Genomic DNA, 4,452 nt, shown 5'->3' on the forward strand with positions numbered 1-4,452 from the left:
TATTCGTCGGCAGCGTCAGATGTGTATAAGAGCCAGGCCCCGCACCCCTCGACCTGGCGGGCCAGGCCACCGCGGTCCTTGCCCTCGCGGGCCTCGCGTTCGCCGTGATCGAGGGCGGACATCTGGGCTGGACGAGCGCGCCGGTCCTCGGCGCGGCCGCCGTCGCCGTACTGGCGGGCTTCGCCTTCCACGCAACGGAGAGGCGACACAGCGCGCCAATGGTGCCCCTGCCCATGCTGCGCCAGCGCCAGGTCGGCGTCTCACTGGCGATCGGCTTCGCCCTCAACGCCGGTTTCTACGGCGTCGTCTTCCTGCTGGGCCTCTACTTCCAACAACTGCGCGGAATGTCGGGAATCTCAGCCGGCCTGATGTTCGTCCCCCTCGCGGCCGTGATCACGTCGACGAACCTCCTCTCACCGCCGATGGCGGAGCGCTTCGGGCGCCGCCGGGTGATCGTGACGGGGCAGGCGGTCCTCGCCCTCGCGATGTTCGTGCTGATCCCGCTGGGCGCGGACACCCCGCTCTGGCTGGTCCTCGTCCTGCTCGTCCCCACCGGCATGGGCGGCGCGTTCGCGGTCCCCGCGCTGACCGCCCTGCTGATGGACGCCGTCCCCGCCGACCGCGCGGGCACGGCCTCCGGACTGCTCAACTCCCTTCGCCAGACGGGCGGCGCGATGTCGGTGGCCCTGTTCGGCGCACTCCTGGCATCCGGCGGCGCGGGGATGGGCTTCTCCCTCTCCGGGATGCGGGAGTCCCTCCTGGTGGTGGGTCTCCTGCTCTGCGCGACGACGGGGCTGGCGGCATGGCTCCTGCCGAGGGACGGCCGCCGGGAAAGTCACTAGGGCCTCGACTCAAGCGCTACTACCGTTCCCCGCATGCACCGACAAGCCGAACAAGATGCCGCAACGCCCGGACCCGTCACCGCCGACGACCTCGACCAGTCCATCCAGCTGGCCCTCGCCACCCTCCGCGAGGCACCTGCGGCCGCCTGGGACACGAAGGCGGGCACACTGCGGTGGACCTGCTGGGAGACGGTCGAGCACCTCAGCGACGACTATTTCGCGTACGCGGCTCAACTGGGCCCGAGGGCCCCGTCCTTGGACGGCCCCGTTCCCTTCATCTGGGAGCCGCGCCAGACCGATGGCCCCTGGAACGCGATCCACGCGGACCGCGAGGCGGGCCCCGCAGGCCTCCTCCAGGTCCTGGAGGCGACCGGCGCGATGCTCACCGCCATGGTCCGCACGGCACCCCCGGAACTCCGCTCGTTCCACGGCTTCGGCGCCTCGGATCCGGAGGGCTTCGCGGCGATGGGCATCGTGGAAACGGTGGTCCACACGTACGACTTGGCCGAGGGCCTGGGCCTGAAGTGGACCCCGCCGGCGGACGTCTGCGCCCGCGTCCTCCACCGCCTGTTCCCCGACGTCCCGTCGGCTTCGGAACCCTGGCCGACGCTGCTGTGGGCGACGGGGCGGGGGGAGTTGCCGGGGCAGGAGCGGCGTACGTCGTGGCGGTGGTACGGGGAGCCGCGGGGCTAGCCGACTACTCGTCGTCCCAGGTTGCGATGAAGTCGTTCCAAGTGGCGGGAGTAACCTTGAAGTTGGGGCCGTCGGGGTTCTTGGAGTCGCGGACGTGGATGACGCTGGGGTGCGGGGAGACTTCTACGCATGAGCCGCCTTCGCCACCGCTGTGGCTGGACTTGCGCCAGGTGTAGGCGACTTCGAGGCATTCGCCTCCGCCTCCGCTGCTGTGGCTGGACTTGAACCAGTTCAGTGTCTCGCTGTTCATAGTTCTCCCAGCATCTTCTCGATCAGGGCCAGCGAATCACGGGGCGTGAGCGCCTCGGATTGCAGGATCCCATAGCGGACGGCGAGTAAGCGCGGGCCACCCTTGACACCCACCCCTCCACCGCACGAAAGGAGATGACCGGGCGGCCCTGGAAGCGGGGCTCACGGGGACTGCCGGTCGGGTCATCCGGCTTGAGCGCCGGGTGCGGACCAGTTCGTTTCAGCGGGGGTGCGCGGCCGGTTCGGGGATGGGCATCGGTCTCGTCAAGCGTTTGCGGTCCGGTCCCAGGGGGGGGGTGGGGACCCTACTTTGGAAAAGTAGTGTTCTGACACAAGGGGGGCGCACGCAATCTGAAACGCAACTTTTCCAAAGTAGGGTCCCCACACCCCCCCACCAGCCTGCTCGCGATCAACGGCCGACAGCCGACGGCCGGTCGCCGGACGCTTGACGAAGCCGGGACCCATCCCCGGAGCGACCGCGCACGCCTCCCACCCCGCCGCGCTGAAACGAACAAGTCCGCACCCGGCCGCGAAGCCGGATGACCCAACCCCCCTCCCCGTGAGCCCCGTTTCGTGGCCGCCCGGTCATCTCGCTTCTCGCGGTGGAGGGATGGGTGTCAAGGGTGGCCCGAAGGGACATCGGCGAAGCCGACGCGCAGCGCAGCGGAGCGCCCTTTACTCCCAGCCCGGAACCGCCACACTCAGGCCAACCGGGCGGCCCCGGCGCCAATCAAAACCCAGGCCCAGCGAAGCTACTCGTCGTCCCAGGCCATCGAACTCATCCGCCAGCCCTCAGGCGTACGCACGTACTGAGTGGTCTTCCGCCCAACACCCTCGAACCACTCACCGTCGAGGTAACCCGACTTCCGGTACTCGCTGAACCGGTGCGCGATCGACCCGAAGATCTCGGTCCGTTCGGCCACCTCCCACTCGGAGAACTCCGTCAGCGTCCCGTCCGTGAGCATCTTCTCGCGCGGCTCGACGAACGCGTCGACGTCGTACACCGTGAGCTCGCCGCCGACGTTCCTGATGATCATTCCCTCCGGAATGAACACCTCGCGGACGGCATCGACGTTCGCCCGGCCGCCGCCGATGTTGGTGAACGCGCCGAGAAAGATACGCATCAGGTGGTCGAGCTCAGCTTTGACGTCAGACATCAGACATGGGCTCTTCTCGATCAGGGACAGCGAGTCACGGGGCGAGTGGGCAAGCCTGCCGCCCGGATGATCCCATAGCGATCAGACCGTCTGGGGCGAGCTCACCGGATCGTGTGCGACGTCCTCCCAGAGGCCTCGTCTATCTCGTCGTGCGCCTTCGTAAGCAACTGCATCGCCAGTTCGTTCAGCGCCCGCGCTCCCGCGATCTCCTCGCCGACCCTTGCCTGTTGCGGGTCGGAGGGGTGCCGGCTCGCGTACCCATGGGCCCGCACCTCACTCCCGTCGGCGAGCCGTACGAGCGCGGCCGCGCGCGTGCGCTGGTCGTCCTCCTCGAATTCGAGCTCGATGTGCCATCCGACTGCGGTCTTCATCGTCATCTTCATCGCCTCCGGAACTGCTGGTTCCAGGGTGCGCCCACCGACCCACGGTGGCCAGTGGGCGCCCCTGGCAGTCACCGCCGGTGCGGCCCAGGATGCGAGCTGTAACGTCCGGCTAGCAGTTGCCCCGCGCCGGCTTCCCCGCGAAACGGTCCGCCAGCCAGTTCGCGGCCAGGGGCGACTGGGTGATCACGCCAGAGACGTGCTCACCCAGCGGCACCGTGTGCCACTCCACGTTCGCCCCCTTCGCGCACCAGTCCGCGCGGACCTGCTTCCCGATGCCGTACGGGATCAGCTCGTCGGTGATCACGTGGTACTGGTACACCGGCGCGTCCGGCGCCCGCGTGCCGACCGCCGACTCGAGCAGCCGCTGCTGCCAGTCCGGCTGGTCGAGAGGATTCTTCGTTGTCATGTCACTGATCTTCTTGAAGGCGCCGAGCACCGCGCCGTCCGCGACGCAACTGTTCCGCAACGCACCGATCAGCTTCTTGCCCGCCGGGTTCAGATACGACTCCAGGTTCAGTTCGGGGAACGCCGCGTTCTGGCCGATCGCCGCCATGAAGATCAGGCCCGAGCCGTACGAACCGTCGTTGAAGTCCGCCGCCTTCATCAGGTCGCCGGGGACACCGCCGGCCGCCGTGCCCTTGATCTTCAGGTCGGGCGCGTACGAACCGTGCAGCTCGGCCGCCCAGCCTGCGGACTGCCCGCCCTGCGAGTAGCCCATGATGCCCACCGGGGTGTCCGGGGCGAGGCCCGCCTCCGGGAGGCGGATCGCGGCGCGCGCGGCGTCCAGCATCGCCTGGCCCTCTGCGCGGCCCACTGTGTAGGTATGGTCGCCGGGGGTGCCTAGGCCCTCGTAGTCCGTCACCGCCACCGCCCAGCCCCGCAGGGTGAGTTGCTGGATGAGGTTGGCCTCGAGGGTCGTGCCGCGCGGGAAGCCCGCGCTGGGCGCGCAGTGGTCGCCCATGCCGATCGTCCCGACGGCGTACGTGATGAGGGGGCGCGGTCCTTTCCTGCCGTCCTGCGGCACGATGACCGTCCCGGAGACGGTGTTCGGTTCGCCGTTCGCGGTCGTCGAGCGGTAATTCACCTTCCAGGCCTTGGTGTTGGTCGGCTGGCCGGGGAGGGGGTGGA

The 4,452-nt window shown here is 69.0% G+C and carries 7 protein-coding genes; 2 read left to right on the forward strand and 5 right to left on the reverse strand.

Features of this window, described 5'->3' with window-relative positions:
• Positions 1 to 191: hypothetical protein (locus E2651_RS46275; protein ID WP_348541707.1), on the reverse strand; the 191-nt coding region annotated here is incomplete at its 3' end.
• On the opposite strand from E2651_RS46275, the gene E2651_RS41420 reads away from it, so the two are divergent.
• Together E2651_RS41420 and E2651_RS41425 are read left to right on the forward strand one after the other, a co-directional pair.
• A complete protein-coding gene (locus E2651_RS41420) occupies positions 105 to 842 on the forward strand; it encodes an MFS transporter (protein WP_348541706.1) in 738 nt (245 codons plus the stop codon). The two genes, E2651_RS46275 and E2651_RS41420, sit on opposite strands and share 87 nt — an antisense overlap.
• A 33-nt stretch (positions 843 to 875) precedes the next feature.
• Complete coding sequence (locus E2651_RS41425; protein ID WP_135336430.1) at positions 876 to 1,535, forward strand: DinB family protein; 660 nt, start codon at positions 876 to 878, stop codon at positions 1,533 to 1,535.
• 4 nt (positions 1,536 to 1,539) lie between these two features.
• On the opposite strand, the gene E2651_RS41430 is transcribed toward E2651_RS41425, so the two are convergent.
• From E2651_RS41430 to E2651_RS41450, 4 genes are all read right to left on the reverse strand, one after another.
• Positions 1,540 to 1,785, reverse strand: a complete 246-nt coding sequence (locus E2651_RS41430; protein ID WP_135336431.1) for a DUF397 domain-containing protein — start codon at positions 1,783 to 1,785, stop codon at positions 1,540 to 1,542.
• Between the two features lie 751 nt (positions 1,786 to 2,536).
• Positions 2,537 to 2,941 (reverse strand): DUF4440 domain-containing protein, encoded by a 405-nt coding sequence (locus tag E2651_RS41440; RefSeq protein WP_135336432.1) that lies wholly within the window; start codon positions 2,939 to 2,941, stop codon positions 2,537 to 2,539.
• 101 nt (positions 2,942 to 3,042) lie between these two features.
• Entirely contained in the window at positions 3,043 to 3,324 is a 282-nt protein-coding gene (locus tag E2651_RS41445) for a DUF1876 domain-containing protein (protein ID WP_135336433.1), read from the reverse strand.
• Positions 3,325 to 3,433: 109 nt separating this feature from the next.
• Positions 3,434 to 4,452 (reverse strand): lipase family protein (locus E2651_RS41450; protein ID WP_135336434.1); only part of this gene is annotated, 1,019 nt, incomplete at its 5' end.

Origin of the sequence: Streptomyces sp. MZ04, assembly GCF_004684775.1 — a bacterium.
GTDB lineage: Bacteria > Actinomycetota > Actinomycetes > Streptomycetales > Streptomycetaceae > Streptomyces.

Excerpts from the sequence above, each read along its gene's own strand:
- E2651_RS41425 (WP_135336430.1), top strand. The coding sequence starts at position 876 with ATGCACCGACAAGCCGAACAAGATGCCGCAACGCCCGGACCCGTCACC.
- E2651_RS41430 (WP_135336431.1), bottom strand. The coding sequence starts at position 1,785 with ATGAACAGCGAGACACTGAACTGGTTCAAGTCCAGCCACAGCAGCGGA.
- E2651_RS41440 (WP_135336432.1), bottom strand. The coding sequence starts at position 2,941 with ATGTCTGACGTCAAAGCTGAGCTCGACCACCTGATGCGTATCTTTCTC.
- E2651_RS41445 (WP_135336433.1), bottom strand. The coding sequence starts at position 3,324 with ATGAAGATGACGATGAAGACCGCAGTCGGATGGCACATCGAGCTCGAA.